Consider the following 24,668-nt stretch of genomic DNA (forward strand, 5'->3'; position numbering starts at 1 on the left):
CTGGAAAACTTTCGGCACGAAAACCTACAGCCGTTCGTGGTCGAACTCACGCATCTCCCGGTTCGTCGATCACGGTGACCAACGGTTGACCAACACGGCAGCCGGGGTGATGAACTTCGCCGGTAACGCCACGCTGGTTACCAACCTCACCAACCTTGGCCTGATGGAAGCCCGCAACGGAAACGGCTGGCAACAATGCCATTACGGTCACCGGCAACTATGTGGGCGGCGGACGCCTGGGGGTCGATACCAAGATCTCGAGCGCCCTTACCGACACGCTGAAGATCAACGGCACCGACTCGGCTGTTACCAAAGTCCAGCTCAACCTGATCGGACCCCAAGCAATCCTGCCCGGCGGCTTCCTGACGGTTGTCACGGTCAACGGCGGCGCCCAGTTCACCCCCAACGACGCACTTTGGGCAACCAGTGACGAAAATTCCCATTTCCAGCGTCTCGGCACGATCGACACGCGCGCGGGCAAGTTCACCCCTCGCAGCCCCGAAGCGCGCTGGGGTGTCGAAGGCTTTTTGCATTGCGCCGGCCGGATCGTGCATCGCCTATGTCATCAATGAAGCCGGCATGTCGCGGCTGAAGCTGCTCAACCAGAAGACCGGCAAGGTCCGGGTGGTTGAAGGCCTGCCCAAAGGCAAGATCAGCGGCTTCCGGATCGTGCCGTGGGGAACGATCGGCCTGGAAATTTCCTCCGCCCACGTCCCGACCGACGCATATTCAGTCGACCCCAAGACCATGAAGTTCACGCGCTGGCCGATGAGCGAAACCGGCGGCCTCGATCCTGCCCGCAACGTCGCATCAGAATTCGTCGAGGTGAAGAACTTCGACGGCGAACCGGTGTCCGGCTTCCTCTATCGTCCCGATCCCGCGCAGTTCCCGGCAAGTGCCCGTTGATCGTCAACATCCACGGCGGACCGGAAGGCCAATCCACCCTGTCGTTCCGTGGCCGCGTGAACTATCTGCTCAACGAACCCGGCGTGGCGATCTTCTATTCCAAGGTCCGTGGGTCGACCGGCTTCGGCAAACGCTTCGTCTGTCTCGACAACGGGCCATTCAAGCGCGAGGATTCGGTCAAGGACATCCGTGCGTTCCTCGATCGCCTGCAATCCGATCGCGCCATCGATGCGATGCTCCTATGGCGGCTACATGTGTTATGCCACGGCAATCCGCTTTGGCGAGCGGTTCAAGGCGGCTGATTGCATCGTTGCGATCAGCGACTTAACCACCTTCCTTGAAAATACCCAGTCCTAACGCCGCGATCTGCGCCGGGTCGAATACGGCGACGAACGTGATTCGGCGCAGCGTGCGAAGCAGCAGGAAATTTCGCCGGTGACTTCGGTGGACAAGCTGCGCATTCCGCTGCTCGTCGTAATCGGCGCCAACGATCCGCGCGTGCCACAAAGTGAGGCGGACCAGATCGTCGCTGCCGTCCGCGCCAAGGGCCGCACGGCCTGGCATCTCGTCGGCAACTACGAAGGCCACTGTTTCGCCAAGATGGAAAACATCGATTACCAGTTCTGGACCGAGGTTCAGTTCTGGAAGCAGAACCTGCTCAAGTAGTAGAAATCCTGCCGGTTCCGCAGCCTCCCCGACGATTGCGGAACCGGCGCGATTGGCCTATGGCGATCAGGTCTGCCCCTGCGCTCCGCCGCTGGGGCTCGATTTTTTTGCAAGGAAGCGCGAATGTCACGTCGCCGCCAGATCTACGAAGGCAAGGCCAAGATTCTCTATGAGGGCCCCGAACCAGGCACGATCATCCAATATTTCAAGGATGACGCCACCGCGTTCAACGCGCAGAAGCGCGGGACAATTCAAGGCAAGGGCGTGATCAACAACCGGATCAGCGAATACGTCTTCACCCGGTTGTCGCACATCGGCATTCCCACGCACTTCATCCGCCGACTTAATATGCGCGAACAACTCGTTCGGCAGGTTGAGATTATTCCAATTGAAGTCGTAGTGCGCAATGTCGCCGCCGGTTCGATCAGCACGCGTCTGGGCATCCCCGAGGGTGAGCCGCTGCCGCACACGCTGATCGAATATTACTACAAGGACGATGCGCTGGGCGATCCGCTGATCGCCGAAGAGCACATCGCCTGCTTCGGCTGGGCGACCAACGAGGAGATGCAAGACATTTCCTCGATGGCGATCCGTGTGAACGATTTCTTGTGCGGCATGTTCGCGGCGATCGGCATCCGCCTGGTCGATTTCAAACTCGAATTCGGCCGCATGTGGGACGGCGATTACAGCCGAGTCATCCTTGCCGACGAAATCAGCCCCGATGGCTGCCGTCTTTGGGACATCCTGACCGGCGAAAAGCTCGACAAGGACCGCTTCCGCCGCGATCTTGGCGGTGAGGAAGAGGCCTATCAGGAAGTCGCTCGCCGCCTCGGTCTGCTTCAGGATGAAGGCGTGACAAGCGAGGTCTTTGACCTTTCCAAGCACCGGAAACTGCGCGGCAAGTAATTCATAGGAAGTCGCTTGCCAGCAGGGCGGCGCTCGGCCAACTCTTTGCCGATGCGCCGAATCCTGCTGTCGATTGCCGTTCTCTCCTCGCTGATGCTCTCGGCCTGCGCACCCCCGCAAGCGGGCATAGGCCTGTCCTCCGCACCACCGCCGGAACACCGCCCCCGCTCCGAATGGGCCATGAAATGGAGCGACGTGCCGGTCGATCCGGCCTACCGCTTCGGCCGCCTGGCCAACGGCATGCGCTTTGCGATCCGCCAGAACGCGACACCCAAGGGCACTGCCGCCGTGCGGATGGAAGTGAACGCCGGTTCGCTCGATGAACTCGATGGCGAGCGCGGTTTTGCCCATTTTGTCGAGCATATGTCGTTCAACGGATCGACCAACGTCCCCGAAGGCGAGATGATCAAGCTGCTCGAGCGCGAAGGGCTGGCCTTCGGCGCGGACAGCAACGCTTCGACCAATTATACCGAAACCAATTACATGCTCGACCTGCCGCGCAACGATCCCAGGTTGCTCGGCACGGCGATGATGCTGATGCGCGAGACCGCGAGCGAGCTGAAATTCGAACCCTCTGCGGTTGACCGCGAGCGGGGCGTGGTGCTCTCGGAACTGCGCGATCGCAACTCGTGGCAGCTGCGCAATTACAACGCCCAGGCGGCCTTCACTTACCCGAAGGCGCACTACGTCAACCGTCTGCCGATCGGGACCAGCGCATCGCTGACCAATGCCACTGCAGCGGCGGTCCGGGCGTTCTGGGCGCGTGAATATGTGCCGCAGCAGACCACGATCATCGTCGTCGGCGATTTCGATCCAGCGCTGGTCGAAGCCGAGATCCGCAAGCGGTTCGACGATTGGCGCCCCGCCCCCGCCCCGATCGCATGGCAGCCGAATGCGGGGCCAATCGAGATCAAGGACAAGGGCCGCACGACGATCTACATCGATCAAGCCCTGAGCGAACGCGTTGTCGCCTCGCGTTCGGGCAAGTGGCGCAACGAAGCAGATTCGGTCGCCGAGCGCCGCGCCCGGCTGCTGCGATCAGTCGCCTATGGCATCGTCAACCGCCGGCTGCTGCGCATCTCACGGCAAGCGTCTCCGCCATTCCGCGGCGCTTCCTTCGGCACCGGCGCGGTGTTCCGCAATGCGCGGACGACGAACCTCGCGATTGACACAGTCGACGGCAAATGGCGGGCCGGGATCATGGCCGCAGTGGCCGAGTATCGCCGCGCCCTGGCCTATGGCTTCATCGCGCAGGAAGTGGCCGAGCAGGTCGCCAACTTGCTGAATGACAACCGCAATGCGGTGGCTTCGGCCAACACGCGGCATAATCGCACATTCATCGATGCGATCCTCAGTCTGGTACGCGACGAGCGTGTGCCTGCCACCCCGCAGAACGCGCTGGAACGGGTTGAACAGTTCGTGCCCGAAATCACGCCCGAGCGTGTGCTCGCCGCCCTGCGCGACGACGCGGTGGCGCTCAAGGATCCGCTTCTGCGCTTTGCCGGACGCAAGGACCCGGCGGGCGGCGAAAAGGGCATCCGCGCCGCATGGAACGAGGCCATACGCGCGCCGATCGCGGCGGGCGGTGCTGCACAGGACCTTGCCTGGGCCTATACCGATTTCGGTGCGCCGGGGGCCGTTTCGGGCGATGCCAACGAACCCCTGTTCGGCATCCGCACCCTGCGCTTCGCTAATGGCGTGCGACTGAATCTCAAGCCGACCGATCTCGAAAAGGACCGCATCCTGCTGCAAGTCAGCGTCGATGGCGGGGATATGCTCAACACAAAGGAAAACCCGCTGGCGACCGAGATGTCAGTGCGCTTCATCGATGGCGGGCTCGGCAAGCATTCGCGTGACGACCTGCAGACGATCCTTGCCGGCAAATCGGTATCGGGCGGGTTTTCGAGCACGCCGGAGACCTTCGTCATGGCCGGGTCCACCAACCGCGCCGACCTGCCGCTCCAGTTGCAGATGTTCACAGCTTACCTCACCGACCCCGGCTACCGGCCTGAAGCGCAGACGCTCTACTACAACACGATGAACACGTTTTTCGCGCGTTTGAAGTCAACGCCGGGTGATGCGCTGCGCAATACGGCGGGCGGTATCCTGTCGGACAAGGACCCGCGTTTTACGCTCCAGCCTATCGAGGCTTACCGGGCGCTGACTTTCAAGAAGCTAAAGACTGACCTTAGCGACCGTCTGGCGCGCGGCGCCATCGAAGTTGGCATCGTCGGTGATTTCGAGGCCAATGCCGCGATCGACGCAGTGGCGAAAACGCTTGGCGCCCTGCCCGCGCGCGAACTCGACTTCCGCCCCTACACCGAGCAGCGCCAGCGCCCCTTCACGGCGGATCGCTCCACTCGCTTGATCCGCCATGACGGGCCCAAGGATCAGGCCGTGATCCGCTTGACCTGGCCAACCCGCGACGGTGAGGATGCGGCGGAAACGCTGCAGTTCGCCCTGCTAGAACAGGTCCTCCAGAATGTCGTAACCGAGACGCTGCGCGAAGCGCTGAGCAAGGCATATTCACCCGGTGTGTCGAGCGACATGTCGCGGGTGTGGCGGGCGTACGGGACGTTTTCGCTGTCCGCCTCGGCAAATGTTGCCGATGTGGCGGTGGTGCGCCGCGCGCTGCAGCAGGCCGTGGCGGAGCTGCGCGGTGTGGCGATCAGTGCCGACCAGCTGCAACGCGCCCGCGCGCCGATGCTGGAAGCCTATGAGAATTCGCTCAAGCGCAACGGGGGCTGGCTCGCGCTGGTTGACCGTGCGCAAACCGAACCCGACCGGCTAGAGCGCCATGCAAAAGCGCGCGAAAGACTGGCGGCAATTACGGCTGCAGAGCTGCAGACACTGGTGAACCGCTACCTTGGCGAGAAGGACGGGCTTGAACTGATCGTCCTTCCCGAAGGCGTCGAACCGCCCGCCGGCTGACCTTCAGGCAATCGTGTCCTGGTATCGCCGCACGGCGATAAAGCCGAGCACGAACAACATGCCAAGCAGCACCGCCGAAGGTTGCAGCGCGAGCGTCCAGTCCCAGCCCTTGAGCATGATGCCGCGCACCAGTCGCAAGTAATGTGTTGTCGGCAGGATCTCTGCGGCGATTTGCACCGGCATCGGCATCCCGCGATAGGGAAAGGCGAAACCCGACAGCAGGATGCTGGGCAGCATGAAGAAGAAACTGAGCTGCATCGCCTGAACCTGGCTTCCCGAAACGGTTGAGAAGGTGAAGCCCACGGCCAGATTAACCGTCATGAACAACACGGTCACGACCAGCAGAAGGCCGACCGATCCGGCGAACGGCACGTGGAAAATCAGCGCGGCAAAGATCAGCACGATGATCATCTGCACCGTGCCGATAATCAGGTTGGGGACGATCTTGCCGATCATCACCTCAAAGGGGCGCAGCGGGGTGGCGAGCAGGTTTTCCATGGTCCCCTGCTCCACTTCGCGAGTCACCGTCATCGCGGTCTGCATCACCATCGTCATGGTCAGGATGACGGCCAGCAAGCCGGGAACCGTGTTGTGGCTGGTGATGCCTTCGGGGTTGTAACTGCGGTGGACGATGACCTCGACCGGCGGTTTGCTGGAGGGAACAGCGCGCGCGCCGATCAGGTCATGCGCCAGCGCGGTCTGCACCGCCTCGTTGATCGCGGCGATGGCCGGGCCTGTGGCGGAAGAATCGGTCGCATCAGCATTGACCAGCAATTGCGGACGGTGCCCCCGCGCAAGGTCACGGCTGAAGTCGGTCGGAATGGTGACGAGGAACTGGACGTCGCCATTGGCGATCAGCCGTTCTCCTTCGCCTTTGCCGGCAACCACATGGCGGATCTGGAAGTAGGTGGTGTTGCTCAGCGCCGCCGTGATCGAGCGCGAATAGACCGAATTGTCGTTCGATTCGATCGCCAGCGGCAAGTGGCGCGGATCGGTGTTGATCGCGTAGCCGAAGATCAGCAGCTGCATCAGCGGCATGGCGAACATCATCGCCACCGTCCCCGGGTCGCGCGCGGCCTGACGCATTTCCTTGAAGATCATCGCCAGAATGCGCTGCCAGTGGCGGACGTAACCCTGCATCATGCCGACACCACCGAATTGTCGTCGGACTGGCGCATGAGGTGGATGAACACGTCTTCCAGCGTCGGTTCGGCGGGCGTCCAGAGGACCTTTTCAGCCCAGGGCGACACGGCCTGTCGCAGATCCTGCATATCGGTGCCGCAAACGTGGATCGAAGCGCCAAACGCAGCGGCCAAGGCAACCCCGGGGCGTAGCTCAATCTCGGCGGCGAGCATGTCTGCCCCAGGCCCTTCGCCTTGCAGGGCAACCAGGCCGGACGCGCCGATGACTTCCGCCGAAGTCCCGCGCGCCAGCATCACGCCGTACGCGATATAGGCGATCTCGTGGCAGCGCTCGGCCTCGTCCATGTAGTGGGTCGAGACGAGGACGGTCAGGCCGTCGCGGGCGAGGGCATGGATTTGGTCCCAGAATTCGCGCCGTGCCTGCGGATCGACCCCGGCGGTCGGCTCGTCAAGCAGCAGGATGCGCGGTTCGTGCAGTACGGCGGCAGCCAGCGCGAGCCGCTGCTTCCATCCGCCCGAGAGCTTGCCAGCCAGCTGGTCGGCCCGGCTGGCGAGCCCGAGGCGTTCGAGCGATTCATCGACTCGCCGCGTGCGGTCGTCCAGGCAATAGACGCGGGCGATGAACTCAAGGTTTTCTCGGATTGTCAGGTCGCCGAACAGTCCGAATTTCTGGGTCATGTAGCCGATCTGGGACTTGATCGCGCTGCGCCGGGTGCGCAGATCGAGCCCGAGCACTTCGCCCTCGCCCTCGTCAGGGATGATGAGACCGCAGATCATGCGCAGCGTGGTCGTCTTGCCCGAGCCGTTGGGGCCGAGGAAACCGCAGATCCGGCCCGGCGCCACCGTCAGGTCGACATGATCCACCACGGTGCGGCCCGAGAAGCGCTTGGTCAGCCCCCGAACCGCGATGGCGGGCGCAATTTCATTCACTGTGGCACGACCTCCACCGGCAGCCCCAGCGGCAGCGGCTTGTCCGACGGGGCAAGCTTTGCCTCGACCATGAACACCAGCTTGGCCCGGGCGCGTTCGCTGTAAATCACCGGCGGGGTATATTCGCTGCGCGGCGCGATGAAGCTGATCGTCGCAGTTCGCGGATCGGCGCAGCCATCGCAGGTGAAACGGATCGCCGAACCCATTTTGACCGAACCAATGCGCTCTTCCGGCACGAAGAAGCGCAGCTTGCGCTTGTCGTCCGGCAGCACCGAGACGACCGGGCTGTTGGCCGGCACCCATTCGCCGGGATTGTAGAACGTTTGTTCGATCACGCCCTTGGCTGGAGCAACCGGGGCAATTTCTGAGCGAAGTTTCCGCTGTCCGCGCAGGACTGCTTCGGCGCCCGCCACGCCGGCCTGCGCCGCGCGAATCTGAGCCCCCCGCCCAGCAGTGAGCTGCGACGAGCGGATTTGGGCCTGCGCCGAGGCAAGCTGGGCGGCGACTCCGTCCCGCGCGGCGCGAGCAGTATCGAGCTGCGACTTGCTGGCAAACCCACGCGCCGCCAGCGCGGCCATGCGGTTGAAATCGTTCGTCGCCTTGACCAACGCTGCCTGCGCCTGCGCGGCATTGGCGCGGAACACGTCAATCTCAGCCTCGCGCCGGCTGGCCTCGCCAAGATCCTCGACCTGCGCGGAATTGGCGGCGACCTGTGCCTGCGCCTGGCTCACCGCCGCATCGACCGATTCAGGATCGAGCGAAAACAGCGCTGCGCCCGCTGCCACGCTGGCTCCGCGATCGACAGGGCGCTCAGCCAGACGGCCTGAAACCGGCGCGGCGACATAGAGTGTTTCGCCTTCGACATAACCGAGCCAGCGATCCTCGGCCGCCGGGGCACGCCAGACCCACCACCATGCGGCGAAGGCCAGCAGCAGCAATCCCAGCGCGATAAGCGGCTTGGGAACCTGTTTCATCGCGCTTGCCCCCTTCAGCTCCGGTCTGCGCGCGCCCCGGTCAGCGGGCGCTGTTCGGACGGCTTGGCCGCCCGGTCTTTACCGCCCATTCCTCGATCAGGCCATCATAGAACGTCTGGTCGATCAATTCGTACTTTTCGGGGAAATTGAAGTTGGCGCTCTGCACCGTGCCGGTTTCCAACACTTCACGCGCCATCTTCAGGTGGTTGGCAACCGCGGTGACCCAGCCCCCGGTCATCATGTTGAAGCCGGAGCCGGGAATGGTGAATCCCATGGTCGCCACGGGGACCTTCCCGGCGAATTCCTTGACAAGATCGGGCACGGCATCGGGGCGCGGCGGGTAGAACAGGACGTCAGCCCCAGCCTCGGCATAGGCATGGCCGCGCTTGATCGCTTCCTCCATCGATCCCGTACCGCCGCCGCCGGCCTCGCTGGGGTAAAGCTCGTCGCAGCGGGCGATGATTACCAGATCCTGCCCGGAATCGCGCCGCGCACGCACCACGGCATCGATCCGCGCTTGCTGGTCAACGATTGAGCACAGCCCGTTGACGTGGCGCGAATGCTTGGGATTGACCTCGTCTTCGACATGGATTCCGGCGATGCCCTGCTGGATGTAACGGCGGGTGAAGTGATAGGCATCGGCCACCGTCTCACCCAGCGTGTCGGCATCGGCGATCAGCGGGATCGACATGGCCTGCGCGATGCGGGCGGCCTGTTCGATTTGCTCGACCTGACTGTAAATGCCGTTGTCCGGCACGGCATAATGGAAGGCTGAACAGGCATGGCCGCCCAGATAGGCTGCGGGAAAGCCGACGTGTTCGACGATGCGTCCGGTCAGCGCGGAAAAGCAGTCACCTGCGATGAAATGCTCGCCCTTGTCGATCAGCGCGCGCAGTGTTGTCCCGGTTCCCATCATGTCACTCTCCTATAATCGCTTTTGCCGGGACCCTTGCACGCGGCCTTGTCAGCGGCAAGGCACGGACCGGCAAAAGGCTGCGACTTTCGCTGCAGCGGTGTGGAATAGGATCGATCCGCGCTTGCCCCGCGCTGCGTCTGGCGGCATAGGCGCGGCCAGGCTTCCCGCCAAAATCTGCCTATAGCGAAAGGCCAATCGATGAAGGTCCGCGTTTCCGTCAGCCTCAAGAACGGCGTGCTCGATCCGCAGGGCCGAGCCATCCACCATTCGCTCGAAGGCCTGGGCTTTGCCGGGGTCAAGGACGTCCGCGCAGGACGCCTGATCGAACTCGAAGTCGATGACAGCGTCACTGACGAGGCGCTCGACGAAATGTGCCGCAAGTTGCTCGCCAATATGGTGATCGAAAACTACCGCATCGAGCGAGTTGCGGCATGAGCGCGTTCCGCTCCGCCGTCATCACCTTTCCCGGATCGAATTGTGACCGGGACATGGCGGTCGCGCTGGAGCAGGTCTGCGGCGGCGAGGTGTTTCGCGTCTGGCACGGCGATGCCGCCCTGCCCGACCGGCTCGATTTTATCGCCCTGCCCGGCGGTTTTTCCTATGGTGACTACCTGCGCAGCGGCGCGATGGCGGCGCGCAGCCCGGTGATGCAGGCGGTTATCGCCGCGGCCGGTCGCGGCTTGCCTGTGCTCGGCGTGTGCAACGGCTTTCAGGTCCTCACCGAGAGCGGCCTCCTGCCCGGCGCGTTGATGCGCAACGCCGGCATCCGCTTCGTCTGCCGCGAAGTGGCGCTGACCGTGGAGAACAGCCAGTCGCTGTTCACAGCTGGCTATTCACCGGGCCAGACAATCACCATCCCGGTTGCGCACCATGACGGCAACTACTTTGCCGATGATGCCACTCTCGACCGGTTGGAAGGCGAGGGCCGCGTGGCTTTCCGCTATGCCGAACCCGTCAATGGTTCGGCCCGCGACATTGCCGGTGTGCTCAACGATGCCGGAAACGTGCTCGGCATGATGCCGCACCCGGAACGGATGATCGAGGATGCCCAGGGCGGCACCGATGGCCGCGCGCTCTTCGAATCGGTGGTAAAGAGCTTCGTAGGAGCCTGACCAGGCCCCGGTCGTTCTTAACTCAGGCAGCGCCGCGCGCGGCATTGTGCTGGTAGAACAGACGGTTGGCCTCGCTCGCCACCATCGGACGGCCGAAGTAATAGCCCTGAACCTTGTTCGCGCCGAGGTTGCGGACCATGTTGAGTTCCGCCTCGGTTTCCACGCCCTCAGCCGTCGTCGTCATCTCAAGGCTCTGCGCCATGGCGACAACAGCGCGGATGATGGCGAGACTTTCGGGGTTGCCGGTCGCGGCACCCTGAACGAAGCTGCGGTCAACCTTGATGGTCGAGAAGCGCAGTTTGCGAAGGTAACCGAGCGACGAATAGCCGGTGCCGAAATCGTCGAGCGCCACCGAGCAACCCAGCGCCATGATCTGTTCGAGTGTGTTGCGCGCGGTGGTGCCATCGCGGACGAAGATGCTCTCGGTAACCTCGATCTCAAGCCGAGCGGGCGGCAGGCCCGATGCGGCCAGAGCGGCAACCACAGTCGTGGAGAAGTGCGGATCGAGCAGCTGCTCGCCCGAGACATTGACCGCCACCTTGACGTGTCCAGGCCAGCGCGTCGCCTCGCGGCAAGCCTCGCGCAGCACCCATTCGCCGATCGGCACGATAAGGCGCGTGTCTTCGGCCATGGGGATGAATTTCGCCGGGCTGACTGAGCCATGTTCCGGGCTGTTCCAGCGTAGCAGGGCCTCGAAACTGACGACCTGTTCGGTCTGGGCATCAACCACCGGCTGGTAGTTGAGCGACATCTCGTTCAGCTCCAGCGCGCGGCGCAGCGAGAATTCGAGCTTGCGGCGTTCTTCCGCATCGGCGTGAAGTGTCGGTTCGTAGGTGCAATGCACGCCGCCGCCGGCATCCTTTGAACGATAGAGCGCAAGATCGGCGTTGCGCATCAGCGTTTCCACCGTGGACCCATCGCGCGGGCCAACAGCCGAACCGACCGAGGCACCGACATAGAGCGTATGGTGATCCACCTCGTAAGGCAGCGAGAGGCGCTCAATCACGGCCTTGGCAACATGCTCGACCCGGCCAAGGTCAGAGGCATCACGGATAACGATGGCGAATTCATCGCCGCCAAGCCGTCCGCAAAGCTCGTTCTCGGTCATGATCTCCTTGAGCCGCGCCGAAACGCGCGCGAGGAGCTGGTCGCCAACGACATGGCCGAGCGTATCGTTGACCGCCTTGAAGCGATCGAGATCGATCATGAGGAACGCACACTTGGTGCGCCATTGCTCGGCAAACCGCATGGCCTCGCCCATCGATTCAGTGAGCATGAGGCGGTTCGGCAGGCCGGTCAGCGTGTCATACCGCGCCAGATGGGCGATCTTGTCGGCGCTTTCGCGCTGTTCGGTAACGTCCGAACCCACGCCGCGGAAGCCATCGAAATTGCCCTTTTCGTCGAGCTTGGGCGTGCCTGAAAGCTCCCACCAGCGGGCCTCGCCGCGAATGGTAACGCGCACCAGCAGGTTCGAAAAGCTGTCCCGCTGCTTCAATCGCTCGGCAAGGTCGTGCAGGCTGGACGGGAACTGGCCAGTATCCCAGGCATCGCCGGCGATCAGCTGGATGAACGGTTTGCCGTCAATTTCTTCGGGGTCCATGCCCAGGGCAAAGGCAAAGCGGGGGCTGATAGAACGCACCCGGCGCGCAGGATCGATCTGCCAAAGCCAGTCGGCCTCGCCCTCCTCGAACTCACGCAACAGGAGAGAAACAACCTCGTTCTTTTCCACCATCGCCGATTCAGCCATACGCGAGGTCAAGAAATTCCGCGCGCCCTCTACCGCGCCAAGCGCAACGAACACGACAAGTGCGCCGGCGGCGGCGGCGGCATCGATCATGCCCGAAAGAAGGAATTGCGAGATGGAAACGGTTCCGGCCAAGGCACCGAAAATGATCGTTCCCAGCGGGATAGCCGGACAGATCACCGCCTGCGCTGCCAGCAGCATGGCAAGGATCGTCCACAGCTCAAGCTTGATCAACGGAGTCCCGCCCATGGCCAGCAGCAGCATCGGCACGGACCAGGCGAGCGAAACGAGGAAATAGGCGAAGGTCTGCGCGGACATTTCACCGCGCGTGATCACCCGGCGATCGGCGTCCGACAGCAGGCGATCAACCTTCGCGGTATAGGCAAGCGCGCCGCCAAGGCCGACGAGCCAACCGGTGATGGTCACCAGGCCGAACTCGGCAAGCAGGATATGCGCAGCACCCAGCGCAGCAATACCGTGCGCGATCAACCGATGGACCGTGGTCGGTGCCAGGCTGGCAAATTGCATGCCGCGCAGGCGCACCCAATCCCCTTCCTGCGGAGTGGAAATTCCGAGGAGCAGGCTGGCCGGCAGGCTGCGCGGCGCGGCAGCAGGTTCTTGCGCGTTTGACTTCACAAGCCCGGGTCTAACGCAAATATGTTAGCGCGGCGTAAATCGTCCAGCGGTCAGCCGTTTAAGTGCAAACTTGCTTAGGTGGACATCCTTATTCGGAGAGTCCCGCTTTCGCCGCTTCCCAGTTTCGGCCGTCAAACGTTTCAATACGCGCTTCAAGCCCGTGTCCCGGATCAAGGCAACGCAGGTTGACGCTCCAGGCCTCGGGATGCGAGCGCGGCTGGTAGAAGCTCTTGATTCCGCAATTCTTGCAAAACAGGTGGTTCGCCGCGCCAGTGCCGAAGCGGTACGATTGCAGCATCTCCGTATCCGCCTCAAGCTCGAACCGGTCGTGCGGCACGATCAGGTGAAGGAACCCGGTCGCGCTGCAGATCGAGCAATTACAGTCGAGAATGATCGGCTGTTCTTGCACCTCGAAGGAAAACCGGACTGCACCGCAGTGGCAGCCGCCGCTGACCTTCACTCCACCGTCACCGACTTGGCGAGATTGCGCGGCTGATCAACGTCAGTGCCCTTGGCGCAGGCCACGTGGTAAGCGAGGAGCTGCACGGGCACGGCATAGACCAGCGGCGAAATCAGCGGGTGGACCTTGGGCATTTCGATGGTCGCAAGGCAGCCTTCGCCGGCCTCTGCCAGACCTTCGCGGTCGGAAATGAGCACGATCTTGCCGCCGCGCGCGCGCACTTCCTGCATATTCGACACGGTCTTTTCGAACAGCGGGCCAGACGGCGCGAGGACGATTACCGGAACGGCTTCGTCGATCAGCGCGATGGGGCCGTGCTTCATTTCACCTGCTGCATAGCCTTCGGCATGAATGTAGCTGATTTCCTTGAGCTTCAACGCACCTTCCAGCGCCAGAGGATAGTCCTGACCGCGCCCGAGATAGAGCACGTCGCGCGCTGGTGCGATCAGGTGCGCCATGGCGGCAATCTCGCTGTCATGCGCCAGCGCCGCATTGAGGCAGGCCGGCACTTCGAGCAGTTGCTCGACAATGTCAGCCTCTTCGGCACGGTCCAGGCGGCCGCGCTTGACGGCCAGATGGGCAGCCAGCGCCGCGAGCACGGCCAACTGGCAGGTGAACGCCTTGGTCGAGGCAACGCCGATTTCGGGTCCGGCGTGAGTTGGCAAGAGCAGGTCCGCCTCGCGCGCCATCGAACTGGTCGGCACGTTGACGACGACGGCGATGGTCTGGCCCGCTGCCTTGCAATGGCGCAGGGCTGCGAGGGTATCGGCGGTCTCACCACTCTGGCTGATGAACAGCGCCAGGCCACCGGGTTCAAGCACGGGATCGCGGTAACGGAACTCGCTGGCGACATCAATGTCGACCGGCAGGCGGGCGAACTGTTCGAACCAGTATTTGGCGACCATGCCGGCGTAGAAACTCGTCCCGCAGGCGACGATGGTGACGCGGCTGATGGACGAGAGGTCAAAATCGAACTGCGGCAGGGCTACGGTCTGATCGACCTGGCGGACGTAGGAGCGCAGGGTCTGAGCCACGACCGTCGGCTGCTCGAAAATCTCCTTCTGCATGAAGTGGCGGTAATTGCCCTTCTCGATCGCCGCCGCAGACGCGCCCGAAGCGACGATTTCGCGCTCTACGGGAGTGTTGTCCTTGTCATAGATCTTCGCGCCGTCGCGGGTGATGACGACCCAGTCGCCTTCATCGAGATATGTGATCCGCTGGGTCAGCGGGGCGAGTGCTAGCGCGTCCGAGCCTAGATAGGTTTCGCTGTCACCATAGCCCACCACCAACGGCGAGCCGAGCCGCGCGCCAATCAGCATGTCGGGGTGTTCGCGAAAAGCGATGGCCAGCGCGAAAGCGCCGCGCAGTTGCGGGATAGCGGCCTTGACGGCTTCCTCAGGCGAAAGGCCCCTGGCGACCTGTTCGGAAAGTAGATGGGCGACGACTTCGGTATCGGTGTCGCTTTCGAACTTACTGCCACGCGCCGTCAGCGCTTCGCGAAGCGAGCGGAAATTCTCGATGATGCCGTTGTGCACTAGCGCGAGGTGATCGGTGGCATGCGGGTGCGCATTGGCCGCCGTCGGCGCGCCGTGAGTGGCCCAGCGGGTGTGGGCGATGCCGGTGGTGCCGGGCGCGGGACTGCGTTCCAGCTCGACCACAAGGTTCGCCAGCTTGCCCGGCGCGCGCCGGCGGATCAGCTGTCCGTCAGCGACGGTGCAGACCCCGGCACTGTCATAACCGCGATATTCCATCCGGCGCAGGCCATCGACCAGCCGATCCGCGACCTGTTCCTTGCCGACGATACCGATGATGCCGCACATGCTTCAGAAGCCTTTCAATTCAGGTGTAGGGAACGCGGATGCCCGGGATATTTGCCGGAAAATCCTTGATATTTCGGGTAACCAGAATGGCGCCATGGTCCTGCGCCGCGGCAAAGACAAGCGCCGCCGGCAGGCTGAGCGCCGGCCGGTCGACCCGCATCATCGCCGCGCGCTTGGCAATTTCCGGGCTGATTTCGCGGGTTGAGAAATTCGCCAGAAAGGCCTCGGTCTCGTCACGCACCGGTGCCGGAACCGCCGCCATGACCTCCAGCCAGGTAATCCGGCTGATCCACGGGCGAGCGACGCGCCGCAATTCCGCCATGGCCAGGTGATGGCCAGACAGCATGTCGATGACGATAGTTGAGTCGAAATAGGTCTCGGTCACGAAAGATCGCCTGTATCCCACGCCTTGCGAATCTCGGCCTCATACTCGGCGCCGTCTGCGCCTTGTCCGTAACGGGTCCAGAGGCCGAAGCCCTGCTCCAGCCAGTCGCGATGCTTGGAACGGTAGGCCGTCACAGCATCGCGGATCACCGCCGCGCGCGACTTGCCCTGCTCGGCCGCGTAGCTATCGAGCCAAGCGATATCTTCGTCAGGAAGGTCAGCGAGGATGCGCATGATGTCTCGATATCATATCGCGATATCATATCAACAAACGTTTTTACCGCTTTGGATCATTCCTTCGCCTTCGCCTCAGACTTCTTCTTCTTCATCGCATCGTGGAAGCGGTCTGCCCAGCCATGCTTGACCAGCTGTTCGCCGCGCACGATTCGCAGTTCGCCCTCGCTCACGTCGCGGGTGACCGTGCTACCTGCCCCGACGATGGCATCGGCGCCGATCTTTACTGGGGCCACCAGCGCGGAGTTGGAACCGATGAAGGCCCGCTCGCCGATGATGGTTTTGTGCTTGAAATAGCCGTCATAATTACAGGTGATCGTGCCAGCGCCGATGTTGGCCCCTGCCCCGACTTCCGCATCACCGATGTAGGACAAGTGGTTGGCCTTGGCGCCCTTGCCCAGTGTCGCCTTCTTCACCTCGACGAAATTGCCGACCTTGGCCTTTTCCTCCAGCACCGCGCCGGGACGGAGACGCGCGTAGGGGCCTACCTCGACACCTGATGCCAGCGTTGCGCCTTCAAGGTGGCTGAACGCCCGGATTCGGACATTGTCCGCCACGCTGACACCGGGGCCGAAAACCACGTTCTGCTCGACCAGCACGTCGCGGCCAAGCGCGGTGTCCCATGAGAACCACACGGTGTCGGGTGCAATCAGGCTCGCGCCATCGGCCATCGCCTGCACGCGCCGGCGCTTTTGCCAGCGCTCCTCCGCCTCAGCCAGCTCGCCTCGGCTGTTGATCCCGGCGACTTCGTCGGAGTCGGCGGTAATCACCACCGCGCAGCTGCGCCCGTCGGCATTGGCGATGTTGACGATGTCGACGAGGTAGTACTCGCCCTGCGAATTGGCGTTGTCAACGCGCGAAAGCAGCCCGAACAGGTCCGCCGCGCGCACGGCCATCAGGCCGGAATTGCACAGCCGGCAGGCGCGTTCGGCATCACTTGCGTCCTTGTGCTCGACCATCTTGGTCACGCGGTCGCCTTCAACGATGACTCGGCCATATTGCAGCGTCTGCTCTGGCTCAAAGCCCAGTACGACCACGGCTGGCGCATCCTCGCCGTGCAGGCGGTTAATCATCGCCAGCATCGTGCCGGCGCTGACGAACGGCACGTCGCCATAAAGGATCAGCACGTCGCCATCGAAATCGGCGAGCGCCGCCTCGGCCTGCTGCACCGCATGGCCAGTGCCGTGCTGTGGCTCCTGCACCGCGATTGTCGCGCGCGAACCCATTGCTGCTTCAAGCTGATCGCGGCCTGACCCGACCACCACGACCTGCCGCTGCGGCGCAAGTTCCGCCGCGCTGGCCATCAGGTGTTCGATCATCGGGCGTCCGGCGATCGGATGGAGAACCTTGTGCAGGTCGCTTTTCATGCGGGTGCCCTTGCCGGCGGCGAGAATCACGACGGCAAGTGGTCTGGCGTGGCTAACGGTGCTCATGCGCCAAGCACTTGCCACCAAATGCTTGCCGTTTCCACAACGGCGCGCCATCGGAACCGGCGATGACCGATTTTCCCTTTCGCATCGTCGGGTTCGACCTCGACGGCACGCTGCTGGATACCCATGCCGACCTTGGCCATGCGCTCAACCACGCGCTTGGGATAGCCGGGCGCGATCCGGTGCCGCTCGATCTGGCGCGGGCCTATATCGGCGGTGGCGCGCGGCAAATGCTGGACCGGGCGTTGGCGGAAAGCGGCGGTCCCGGTGATCTTGATCTGGCTGAAGTGCACGCAGCCTTCATCGCCTTCTATACCGACAATATCGCGGTTCACACCCGCCTGTTTCCGGGTGGAGAAGCGATGCTGGACGCACTTGCCGGGCACGGCGTGCAGGTGGCGCTGGTGACCAACAAGCTCGAATCGCTGGCTCGCAAACTTCTGGAAGAACTGGGCCTGACGGACCGCTTCGCGACTATCATCGGCGGCGACACACTCGGGCGCGGCCGGCAGAAGCCTGAACCGGATCTGCTGCACCTGATGGTCGAGCGCCTCGGCGGAGGGCCGGCAGCCTATGTTGGCGATACGACTTTCGATACCGGCGCCGCCAGTGCAGCAGGCCTGCCCTGCGTGGCCGTGCGATTCGGTTTCAATGACCTGCCGGCAGACCAGCTTGGCGCCGACACCGTGATCGGCCATTTCGACGATCTGGTGCCGGCGCTGATCGGTCTTCAGAAGCCGAACTGACTTTTAGAAGTCGAACTGGGCGCGCATCCCGATTGAATCCGCCGAATAATTCCGGACTGCGCCTGCCGGTACGGCGGCGTTGTTCAGCCAGATGTGCCCGTAATTGGCGATGAAGCGAACATAGTCAGTCGGCATCCAGATCGCCGAGATACCGGCGATTTCCTGCTTGCCGCCCAGGATCGCGCCGCTGTCAAGGTTCAGCCAGTCATAGCGAGCGTTGATCTGGATCGCCCCGATGCCGCCCTTGTTCAGCGGGCTTTTCGGGCGGATGCGGTCATAGGCCCCGCCCTTGTAGGCCGTGGTGTCATCGGTCAGCAGGTAGCCGATTTCTGCATAGCCGCCGTTGAAGTTGGGGTCAGCCAGTCCGGGGCGCAGCGCGGTCATCCACTGGGTTTCCGCCGTCGCGTGGAAGCGGCCATTGATATAGGTAAATTCGGCACCAATCGAACGCTCGCCCGTGGCGGCGAATACGCCGGTATCAACCAAGCGGACATCGGTGGTGTGGATGAACGGACGGGCGCGATAGCGCGTGCTGATCTGCGCGTCGTTGAAATCGCGGTAGTGAACCGAGCCGCCAAGATGCAGCTGGGCATCGCCAAGCTTGGGCATGAAGACCACGCGGCCATCAAAGCTGTAACTGTTGTTGCGATCATTGTTCAGGTCGGCGGCGTTGTCGGTAAAGGCACCCGCTTGCACCAGTACCACCTTGCCCTGATACGTTGCGCTCACGCCGACCCGGCGTTCAAAGCCGAACCCGCTGTTGAACGCGGCGCGCTCCATGAAGCTGGTGAACAGATCCGACGTCATGTCTTCCATTGACTGGAAGGGCTTATGCTGGCCGATGGTGAAGGTGAGCTTCGGGTTGGCCTTGTAGGTCATGTAAACGTCGGTCAGTTCGACCGAGCTGCCCGCAAGGTCAGCCTCCACGCGGTAGCCAAAGCCGCCGGGAACGGTGCCGTCGAAGCCGATGTAGGCGCGGCGAAATTCCGTGCCCCAGCCCAGGCTCTGCGCCGAGGCGATGCCCGCCGGAGCGTTGACGCCGCCCGTATCCAGTTGCATGCGCCCGCGCGGCTTGAAGCTCCAGCCATCCTTGGTGGCGAGCTTGGGCGCGCCGTCCCATGTGATGTCGGTTGCCGGCTTGGCCGTGACGCTCGCTGCCGGAGCCTTGGCGAGTGCTGACGTCGCGGCGCTGGCCTGCATCTCGGCGCTGACTGCGCGCGTTTCGGCGGCGGCTACGCGGGCGTTGGCCTGGCCGAGTTGCAACTGGAGCGAATTGATCTGCTGCTGCATACCCTGCATCTGCGACTGCATTGTCGCGATCTGCTGCTGGATGGCCTTGAGATCGGCGTCCTGCGCCTGAGCGGGCATGGCCCAGCCAGACGCACATGCCAGCGCGATGACGGAAATGCGTGAGGTGATGGGCATGAGTGGCTTCCTTTGGCCGTTATGACGATTCGGCGGCACTATTAGGACAAGCACGTGACAGATTTTTGACGGCTTGTTGCAAACGGGCCTGCGCGGCTGACGTTACGGCGCGGCGGCTTGCAGCGAAAGCCATTGAAGCGCGCAGATTCCCGTGTCATGCGCCGCTTTGAGATAAGCGCCGCGCTGGCGCGAGGAGGAGGATCGACATGACCATTTCGTTCAAGGACAAGGTCGCCATCGTCACTGGCGCAGGTGGCGGGCTGGGCAAGGCCTATGCGCTCGAACTGGCGCGGCGCGGGGCGAAAGTCGTGGTCAATGATCTTGGCGGTTCGCGCGATGGCACCGGCCATTCCGACGCGGCGCTGGCCGTGGTCGAGGAGATCAAGGCCGCTGGCGGCGAGGCCATGTCGAACGGTGGTTCGGTCACCGAATATGCCCAGATGGTCGAGATGGTCGCCAAGGCCAAGGAAACCTGGGGCGGCGTCCATATCCTGATCAACAACGCCGGCATCCTGCGCGACAAGACCTTCGCCAAGATGGAGCCCGAGGATTTCGAACTGGTGGTCAAGGTCCACCTGTTTGGATCGGCCTATGCTACCAAGGCCTGCTGGGAAACCATGCGCGAGCAGAATTATGGCCGCATCCTGATGACCACCTCATCGAGCGGCCTAGGCGGCAACTTCGGCCAGACGAATTACGGCGCGGCGAAACTGGGCATCGTCGGGCTGGCCAAGACGCTTTATCTTGAGGGCGCGAAGAACAACATCCGCGTCAATTCGCTGGCTCCGACCGCCGGCACGCGCATGACGCAGGACATCTTCCCGGAAGAAGCTTTCAAGGCCTTCAGCCCTGAAAACGTGGTCCCTGCCGCGCTTTACCTCGTGTCCGAGGATGCGCCGACCAATGCCATCGTCGGTGCAGGCGCGGGCGTGTTCCAGAGCGCTTTCGTGACCATGAACGAGGGCGTGCTGCTGCCGCCGGGTTCGTGCTCGGTCGAAGGCTTTGCCGAGGCCTGGGGCGAGATTTCGCGCCAGTTCGGCGACAAGGTGATCCAGAGCGGCATGGAACAATCGATGCACGCCATGACCTTGCTGCAGCAGGCCAAGGCTGGCTGAGTATCGCCGCACCCTACTGACATAGTGTATTGACGCAATAATACACATCGGGCATCCTTCACCCATCACAGGGGAGGATGCCCAATGTATTCAGAAGCAGATCTTCAATCCGCAGTCGCCGCCGGGGCATTAAGCCACGAGTCGGCAGAAGCATTGCGGCTCCACGTCACCGGATCGCGCGATGCGCCATCAGTCGATGAAGAGCACTTCCGGCTGATTACCGGATTCAACGATATCTTCGTGACCATTGCAGCGGTCCTGCTGATGGCGGCGGTTGCCGGGATCGGGCAGTCGATCGTGCCCGGACTCGCGGGGGCGCTGGTAGCGGTCTCGGCATGGGGAATGGCGGAATACTTCACCCGCCAGCGCCGCATGGCCCTGCCCTCGATCGTCCTTCTGATCGGCTTCGCTGGAGGACTTGCTGCGGCTCCGATCGAGATCATGGCCGAGAATTTTGACACCATCAGCGACACCGCCGCATCGCTAGTCGTTGCTGCCGTCGGCCTGTTCGTGGCTGCAGGAACCTGGCTGCACTGGCGCCGCTTCATGGTGCCGATCACGATTGCAGCCGGGGCTGCTGCCGTCTCCGCCACCCTGATCGCGCTGATCGCCGCTGCTCTCATCCCGCAGGGCAGCAACGATGCAGAGCGCTACCTCTTCCCGATCATCTTCATCGCCGGACTCGCCGTGTTCGCCTTCGCCATGCGCTGGGACATGTCCGACCGGTCGCGTGAAACCCGCCGCAGCGACGTGGCATTCTGGCTCCACCTCGTCGCCGCGCCGATGATCTGCCACCCGCTGTTCAACTGGGTCGGCATCAACGATGGCGAGAACATCGCCCCGGCCTCGGCCATTGCGGTCATTGCGATCTACATCATCATGGGTCTGGTTGCGCTGGCAATTGACCGCCGCGCCTTGCTGGTATCGGCGCTTGTCTATGTCCTGGTCGCGCTGACCTTCCTGTTCCGCCAGTTCGGCATGGTCGAGCTCAACGTTGCAGTTACCGGACTGGTGATCGGTTCGGCCCTACTGACGCTGTCCGCCTTCTGGAGCCCGATCCGTCGTTCGGTGGTGAGCCAGTTGCCGGGCGACCTGCAGGGCCGCCTGCCGGTGACAGGCATGCTCGCCGCCTGAGGTAGCCTGCCAAAGACAACGAAGCGCCCTCGGCCATGCCGGGGGCGTTTTCGTGTTGGGCTCAGTCCTCAACGATTTTGAGCAACCTGCGCTCGATAGGAAAGAGAATGCCCGGAAGCTCCTGCCCACGCTTCAGCACCTGCCCCGCCTCGCCGAACAAGGTCCACATGCCCTGTTTGCTCCGCAGCGCGGGCCGCTTCTCGATGCGAACCTGCGGGCGTTCGGCGGCGCGGCGGAACGCGCAGAAAGCCGCAGAATCGCGGCTGAAATCTATCGCGTAGTCCTTCCACTGACCCGCCGCGACCATGCGGCCGTAGAGGTCAAGGATGCGTTGCAGTTCAGTGCGGTCAAAGCCGACTTGCGCCGGCCGCTGGTTGGGAAACGGGGTGATTACCGTGCTCAAGCCGATTTCTTGCCCCGCTTACGTACCGGCGCGACCTTTGCCGCTTCGGCATCACGTTCCGCCAGCAGCGCGGCGAGCCGCTTCTGCATGGTTTCCATTTCGCACTGGAGAATTTCGAACTTCTGCGTGGCCGGATCGAACCGGTCGGAACAGGGCGTTCCGTAAGGAATGAAGTCCTTCTGCCAGGCCTCCACCGGAACCAGCGTAGAGCGCGCCTTCATGCCAACCATGGTCGCGCCTTCAGGCACGTCCTCGGTTACCACGGCATTGGCACCTACGCGCGCGCGCTTGGCGACGATGATCGGGCCGAGGATCTGCGCGCCCGAACCGACGATGACGTTATCCTCGAGCGTCGGGTGCCGCTTGCCGCCGATGCCGTTGGCCGGGTTCGTGCCGCCCAGCGTTACGCACTGATAGATCGTGACATTGTCACCGATCTCCGCCGTTTCGCCGATCACGGTAAAGCCGTGGTCGATAAACAGGTGGCGGCCGATGGTCGCACCCGGATGAATGTCTATCGCGGTGAAAAAGCGCGACATGTGATTGATCAGGCGGGCGAGGAAGAACATCCGTGCTTCGAACAGCCAGTGCGCGATGCGGTGCCAGCCCACGGCCCAGACGCCCGGGTACAGGAGCACTTCCCAGCGGGATCGCGGCGCGGGATCGCGCGCGACAATCGAGTCCAGGTATTCGATCAGGCTCTTGAACATGACGCGCAATTGTCCCCCATTCACGCATTCAAAGCAAGCGTGGTTGGCTTGCCCCGAGGGTTTCGTCGAGCGCATCGCGCCAGATCGCCAAAGTCGGCGCCTGTTTGCGTTCCATGCTCAACCGGTCAATCGCGGCGACGAGCCGCTCGGCCCCCAGATGGGAACGCTCTGCCCGTGGGACAAGATAGGCGGCTGCATCAGGCCCCAAAGCCAGTCCGCGCATCTCGGCATGGATGGCGATCAGTTCCACCATCATCGCGTCGTCAGGCTCGCTGATTTCAAGGTGCAGCGCCGAGCCAAGGCGCGATGCGAGGTCGGGCAGCTTTATCTGCCAGCCCCCTTCGCCTGCATTCGCCACAACCAGCAAGGCCCGGCCCTGCTCCTGCGCGCGGTTCCAGCGGTGGAACAGGTCGGCCTCGTCCATCGTCTCGGCATCGTCGATCATGTCGCCCAGCCCCGAATCGGCGAACCAGCGGCCCAGCAGGCTCTTCCCAGAATGCGGCGGGCCGAACAGCACGGCGGTACGGAAAGGCCAGTCATGCACTTGTCCGAAGGCTTCGATCGCCTGGCTGTTGGCGCTTCCCACGACAATGCGCGAAGGGCCGGCGCCGGTGCCGAGCGGAAGCGGGATCTGCCGCAAGTCCTAGCGCCTGATGCTGAGCGCGTTGCCGCCGGCCGAGACAGACCAGCCCCGCGCCCGCAGGGCATCGCGCAGTTCATCGATCGAACCGGCGAAAGTCACGCGCATGACCGAGGTGCCGCCCATCGCCAGACTGCTGGTCGACGCGCCGCGCACGCCCGGCACGCTGCGGACGGAGGACAGCACGGCATCCAGCGCCTTGGCATCGGGCGAGGCAAACTGCACGGTAATCGTCGAAATCTTGGCCTCGGGCGTCGGAGTCGCGCTTGGCGTGGCCGATGGCGTCGCGCCGTTGGTCGTGGTCGTGCTCGCCGCCGGAGCATTGCCCGCTTCAATGCGTGCCGCCGCAGCTATGATGGCGGCCAGTGCCGGATCGAGCTCGTTCTGCTGGCGCAGAGTCTGGTCGGGCTTGAGGTCACCGCGAGCGAGAGCCTCGTTATACATGGCGTCGATCCGCCTGACCGCGTTGGCCAGCATGACCGGCAGGTCAGCTTCCTTGTTCGCGGTCAGCGTGAACGAGCCGAGCGACGTGCTGTCCGGTCCATAGCGCGCCGTGAACGTGCCGCGCACCGGACCGCCTGGCCACTGACGTTCGAGCCGGGCGACGGGAACCAGCACGTCGGAAGCCTCGAACTGGCCGACGATATTTGCCCACCATGCGCGGCTACGGCGAGTCGTCTGTCCGGCGGTGAGCAGCAACGAATCGCCGCCGCTGCCAGAGGGACGGACGTAATCGATACCGCTGGTCGCTGCCTTGTATTGCGCCCAGGCGGCTTGCCACGGTCCGCGCACTTCATAGACTTGCGCGACGCCGCCCGAATAGAGCACCGGGATGGTCAGCATGGGCGCGGAATGACGCGCTGCAACGCCGTCTGCGGCGCTGAGGAATTGCCCGGCGCGGGCACGGTCAAAGATCACGCCCAGCGTGGCGATGTAACGGCGTGGGCCGATCTGTTCACGCTCGACAACGATCGAGGCGACGAACGATTCAATCTGATCGTCGGAAATCTTGGGGCCGCCAGCCTGTTCCCAGGCTTTGCGCCGCGCCTCTTCCCAACCGGCCTGACGGGCTTCCTCGGCCGACTTGCCAGTGACATTGACTTCGATTCCGCTGATTTCAATATCGTGCGATGTCGCCACCGGATTGATCCCGCGATCGCCTTCGATCTGGGCGACAAGCCGAGCGATTCCGGCAACGGCGAGCGCGAGCAGGCAGGCGCAAGCGATCCCCTTCAGAACGGGTTCCTTCGAAAATGGGAACTTGCCTGTACGGAGGGGTGCCAAGCGGGCGGGAAGAGCGGGTG

The 24,668-nt window shown here is 63.3% G+C and carries 27 protein-coding genes; 11 read left to right on the forward strand and 16 right to left on the reverse strand.

Annotated elements, in window-relative coordinates:
* Positions 1-46: 46 nt before the first annotated feature.
* Positions 47-202: a hypothetical protein gene (locus WG900_RS04860; protein WP_339965133.1), complete on the reverse strand. Its 156-nt coding sequence runs from the start codon at positions 200-202 to the stop codon at positions 47-49.
* A gap of 19 nt (positions 203-221) precedes the next feature.
* Here WG900_RS04860 and WG900_RS04865 point away from each other — a divergent pair, with 19 nt between their 5' ends.
* The 6 genes from WG900_RS04865 (at position 222) to WG900_RS04890 (ending at position 5,409) form a co-directional block, all read left to right on the forward strand.
* Positions 222-572 (forward strand): hypothetical protein, encoded by a 351-nt coding sequence (locus WG900_RS04865; protein WP_339965136.1) that lies wholly within the window; start codon positions 222-224, stop codon positions 570-572.
* Positions 573-579: 7 nt separating this feature from the next.
* Complete coding sequence (locus WG900_RS04870; RefSeq protein ID WP_339965138.1) at positions 580-906, forward strand: hypothetical protein; 327 nt, start codon at positions 580-582, stop codon at positions 904-906.
* Positions 903-1,208, forward strand: a complete 306-nt coding sequence (locus WG900_RS04875; protein ID WP_339965141.1) for a hypothetical protein — start codon at positions 903-905, stop codon at positions 1,206-1,208. Before WG900_RS04870 ends, WG900_RS04875 begins: the two co-directional genes overlap by 4 nt.
* A gap of 133 nt (positions 1,209-1,341) precedes the next feature.
* Positions 1,342-1,572, forward strand: coding sequence for an alpha/beta hydrolase family protein (locus WG900_RS04880; RefSeq protein WP_339965143.1), 231 nt, complete (start codon positions 1,342-1,344; stop codon positions 1,570-1,572).
* Between the two features lie 123 nt (positions 1,573-1,695).
* Positions 1,696-2,478 carry a phosphoribosylaminoimidazolesuccinocarboxamide synthase gene (gene purC, locus WG900_RS04885; RefSeq protein WP_310532682.1) on the forward strand — a complete coding sequence of 261 codons (783 nt, stop codon included), beginning with the start codon at positions 1,696-1,698 and terminating at the stop codon, positions 2,476-2,478.
* A gap of 51 nt (positions 2,479-2,529) precedes the next feature.
* Positions 2,530-5,409: a M16 family metallopeptidase gene (locus WG900_RS04890; protein ID WP_339965149.1), complete on the forward strand. Its 2,880-nt coding sequence runs from the start codon at positions 2,530-2,532 to the stop codon at positions 5,407-5,409.
* A 3-nt stretch (positions 5,410-5,412) separates the two neighbouring features.
* Here WG900_RS04890 and WG900_RS04895 read toward each other — a convergent pair whose 3' ends face one another.
* The 4 genes from WG900_RS04895 to WG900_RS04910 are packed head-to-tail and all read right to left on the reverse strand — an operon-like array spanning position 5,413 to position 9,371.
* Positions 5,413-6,552 (reverse strand): ABC transporter permease, encoded by a 1,140-nt coding sequence (locus WG900_RS04895; protein ID WP_339965151.1) that lies wholly within the window; start codon positions 6,550-6,552, stop codon positions 5,413-5,415.
* Positions 6,549-7,481 carry an ABC transporter ATP-binding protein gene (locus WG900_RS04900; protein ID WP_339965154.1) on the reverse strand — a complete coding sequence of 311 codons (933 nt, stop codon included), beginning with the start codon at positions 7,479-7,481 and terminating at the stop codon, positions 6,549-6,551. The genes WG900_RS04895 and WG900_RS04900 overlap by 4 nt, the downstream gene beginning before the upstream one ends.
* The gene (locus tag WG900_RS04905) at positions 7,478-8,455 is read right to left on the reverse strand and encodes an HlyD family secretion protein (RefSeq protein ID WP_339965156.1); all 978 of its coding nucleotides are present in this window, start codon (positions 8,453-8,455) and stop codon (positions 7,478-7,480) included. Before WG900_RS04905 ends, WG900_RS04900 begins: the two co-directional genes overlap by 4 nt.
* Positions 8,456-8,495: 40 nt before the next feature.
* Positions 8,496-9,371, reverse strand: coding sequence for an isocitrate lyase/PEP mutase family protein (locus WG900_RS04910; RefSeq protein WP_339965158.1), 876 nt, complete (start codon positions 9,369-9,371; stop codon positions 8,496-8,498).
* A gap of 198 nt (positions 9,372-9,569) precedes the next feature.
* Between WG900_RS04910 and purS the strand changes: the two genes are divergently transcribed.
* On the forward strand, positions 9,570-9,806 hold the full coding sequence (gene purS / locus WG900_RS04915) for a phosphoribosylformylglycinamidine synthase subunit PurS (protein ID WP_264415905.1): 237 nt from the start codon (positions 9,570-9,572) through the stop codon (positions 9,804-9,806).
* Positions 9,803-10,483, forward strand: a complete 681-nt coding sequence (gene purQ / locus WG900_RS04920; RefSeq protein WP_339965162.1) for a phosphoribosylformylglycinamidine synthase subunit PurQ — start codon at positions 9,803-9,805, stop codon at positions 10,481-10,483. The genes purS and purQ overlap by 4 nt, the downstream gene beginning before the upstream one ends.
* A 22-nt stretch (positions 10,484-10,505) precedes the next feature.
* Here the strand turns inward: purQ and WG900_RS04925 are convergent, their stop codons facing one another.
* From WG900_RS04925 to glmU, 6 genes are all read right to left on the reverse strand, one after another.
* Positions 10,506-12,755, reverse strand: coding sequence for a putative bifunctional diguanylate cyclase/phosphodiesterase (locus tag WG900_RS04925; RefSeq protein ID WP_339965329.1), 2,250 nt, complete (start codon positions 12,753-12,755; stop codon positions 10,506-10,508).
* A 196-nt stretch (positions 12,756-12,951) separates the two neighbouring features.
* The gene (locus WG900_RS04930; RefSeq protein ID WP_339965164.1) at positions 12,952-13,323 is read right to left on the reverse strand and encodes a GFA family protein; all 372 of its coding nucleotides are present in this window, start codon (positions 13,321-13,323) and stop codon (positions 12,952-12,954) included.
* Positions 13,320-15,143: a glutamine--fructose-6-phosphate transaminase (isomerizing) gene (glmS, locus tag WG900_RS04935; protein WP_339965167.1), complete on the reverse strand. Its 1,824-nt coding sequence runs from the start codon at positions 15,141-15,143 to the stop codon at positions 13,320-13,322. The genes WG900_RS04930 and glmS overlap by 4 nt, the downstream gene beginning before the upstream one ends.
* A gap of 19 nt (positions 15,144-15,162) precedes the next feature.
* Positions 15,163-15,528: a PIN domain-containing protein gene (locus tag WG900_RS04940; RefSeq protein WP_339965170.1), complete on the reverse strand. Its 366-nt coding sequence runs from the start codon at positions 15,526-15,528 to the stop codon at positions 15,163-15,165.
* On the reverse strand, positions 15,525-15,761 hold the full coding sequence (locus tag WG900_RS04945; RefSeq protein WP_339965172.1) for a ribbon-helix-helix domain-containing protein: 237 nt from the start codon (positions 15,759-15,761) through the stop codon (positions 15,525-15,527). Before WG900_RS04945 ends, WG900_RS04940 begins: the two co-directional genes overlap by 4 nt.
* A 56-nt stretch (positions 15,762-15,817) precedes the next feature.
* Positions 15,818-17,194, reverse strand: coding sequence for a bifunctional UDP-N-acetylglucosamine diphosphorylase/glucosamine-1-phosphate N-acetyltransferase GlmU (gene glmU, locus WG900_RS04950; RefSeq protein WP_339965174.1), 1,377 nt, complete (start codon positions 17,192-17,194; stop codon positions 15,818-15,820).
* A 62-nt stretch (positions 17,195-17,256) separates the two neighbouring features.
* On the opposite strand from glmU, the gene WG900_RS04955 reads away from it, so the two are divergent.
* Complete coding sequence (locus WG900_RS04955) at positions 17,257-17,937, forward strand: HAD-IA family hydrolase (RefSeq protein ID WP_339965177.1); 681 nt, start codon at positions 17,257-17,259, stop codon at positions 17,935-17,937.
* A 3-nt stretch (positions 17,938-17,940) separates the two neighbouring features.
* Here the strand turns inward: WG900_RS04955 and WG900_RS04960 are convergent, their stop codons facing one another.
* Positions 17,941-19,362 carry a porin gene (locus WG900_RS04960; protein WP_339965180.1) on the reverse strand — a complete coding sequence of 474 codons (1,422 nt, stop codon included), beginning with the start codon at positions 19,360-19,362 and terminating at the stop codon, positions 17,941-17,943.
* A gap of 206 nt (positions 19,363-19,568) precedes the next feature.
* Between WG900_RS04960 and WG900_RS04965 the strand changes: the two genes are divergently transcribed.
* Together WG900_RS04965 and WG900_RS04970 are read left to right on the forward strand one after the other, a co-directional pair.
* Positions 19,569-20,477, forward strand: a complete 909-nt coding sequence (locus WG900_RS04965) for an SDR family NAD(P)-dependent oxidoreductase (RefSeq protein WP_339965181.1) — start codon at positions 19,569-19,571, stop codon at positions 20,475-20,477.
* An 84-nt stretch (positions 20,478-20,561) separates the two neighbouring features.
* A complete protein-coding gene (locus tag WG900_RS04970) occupies positions 20,562-21,611 on the forward strand; it encodes a hypothetical protein (protein WP_339965183.1) in 1,050 nt (349 codons plus the stop codon).
* Positions 21,612-21,672: 61 nt separating this feature from the next.
* Here the strand turns inward: WG900_RS04970 and WG900_RS04975 are convergent, their stop codons facing one another.
* Genes WG900_RS04975 through WG900_RS04990 form a run of 4 tightly spaced genes read right to left on the reverse strand, consistent with a single transcriptional unit; the run spans position 21,673 to position 24,648 of the window.
* Positions 21,673-22,014 carry a DUF2794 domain-containing protein gene (locus WG900_RS04975; RefSeq protein ID WP_339965186.1) on the reverse strand — a complete coding sequence of 114 codons (342 nt, stop codon included), beginning with the start codon at positions 22,012-22,014 and terminating at the stop codon, positions 21,673-21,675.
* Complete coding sequence (gene epsC, locus WG900_RS04980) at positions 22,011-22,724, reverse strand: serine O-acetyltransferase EpsC (protein ID WP_339965188.1); 714 nt, start codon at positions 22,722-22,724, stop codon at positions 22,011-22,013. The genes WG900_RS04975 and epsC overlap by 4 nt, the downstream gene beginning before the upstream one ends.
* Positions 22,725-22,752: 28 nt before the next feature.
* Positions 22,753-23,364, reverse strand: a complete 612-nt coding sequence (locus tag WG900_RS04985; protein WP_339965189.1) for a P-loop NTPase family protein — start codon at positions 23,362-23,364, stop codon at positions 22,753-22,755.
* A 3-nt stretch (positions 23,365-23,367) separates the two neighbouring features.
* A complete protein-coding gene (locus tag WG900_RS04990; protein ID WP_339965190.1) occupies positions 23,368-24,648 on the reverse strand; it encodes a heavy-metal-associated domain-containing protein in 1,281 nt (426 codons plus the stop codon).
* Between the last annotated feature and the right edge of the window lie 20 nt (positions 24,649-24,668).

It is taken from the genome of Novosphingobium aquae (assembly GCF_037572715.1).
Lineage (GTDB): Bacteria > Pseudomonadota > Alphaproteobacteria > Sphingomonadales > Sphingomonadaceae > Novosphingobium > Novosphingobium aquae.